Genomic DNA, 868 nt, shown 5'->3' with positions numbered 1-868 from the left:
CCATGTAGAAGTCGGGCTGGGACCCGGCGGACACCTGCGACGGGTTGTACGGGCCGATGTTCCAGATCGGGTTGATCTGGAACAACCCCGACATCAGTGCGATGACACCCATCGTCAGCGCGAAGAACGCACCACCCTTCAACGCGAACACCGGCATGATGCGCACGCCGACGACGTTGGTTTCCTTGCGCTTCACCCCCGGGAACTGGGTGTGCTTCTGATACCACACCAACGCCAGGTGCGCCCCGATCAGCGCCAGCATGATACCCGGCAACAGCAGGATGTGGATCGTGTACAGCCGCGGGATGATCTCGTTACCGGGGAACTCCCCACCGAAGATCGCCCAGTGCAGCCAGGTACCCATCACCGGCACCGACAGCACAATGCCCGACAACGTCGCACGGATACCCGTACCCGAGAGCAGGTCATCAGGCAGCGAGTAGCCGAAGAAACCCTCGAACATGCCCAGCACCAGCAGCAACGAACCGATCACCCAGTTCGCCTCACGCGGACGGCGGAACGCCCCGGTGAAGAAAATCCGGACCATGTGCACCATCATCGCCGCCACGAAGATCAACGCGGCCCAGTGATGCAACTGACGAACGAACAGCCCACCACGGACGTCGAACGAGATGTCCAACGTGGTCGCGAACGCCCGCGACATCTCGATGCCCTGCAGGTTCTTGAAACTGCCCTGGTAGACGACCTCCTGCATGGACGGGTCGAAGAACAACGTCAGGTAGACACCCGACAGCAGCAGGATGATGAAGCTGTACAGCGCGATCTCACCGAGCAGGAACGACCAATGGGTCGGGAACACCTTGTTGAGCTGGTGCCGCATCCCCTTGGCCAGGTGATACCGGTCGTC

1 protein-coding gene is annotated in these 868 nt (G+C 61.2%); it reads right to left on the bottom strand.

Annotated elements, in window-relative coordinates:
• Positions 1–868, bottom strand: an 868-nt coding sequence (qcrB, locus tag QMK34_RS47590) for a cytochrome bc1 complex cytochrome b subunit (RefSeq protein ID WP_326421646.1), incomplete at both ends; no start/stop codon positions are given.

Origin of the sequence: Amycolatopsis sp. H20-H5 (assembly GCF_035828755.1) — a bacterium.
Classification (GTDB): domain Bacteria; phylum Actinomycetota; class Actinomycetes; order Mycobacteriales; family Pseudonocardiaceae; genus Amycolatopsis.
This window is presented reverse-complemented; position numbering and strand designations above follow the sequence as displayed.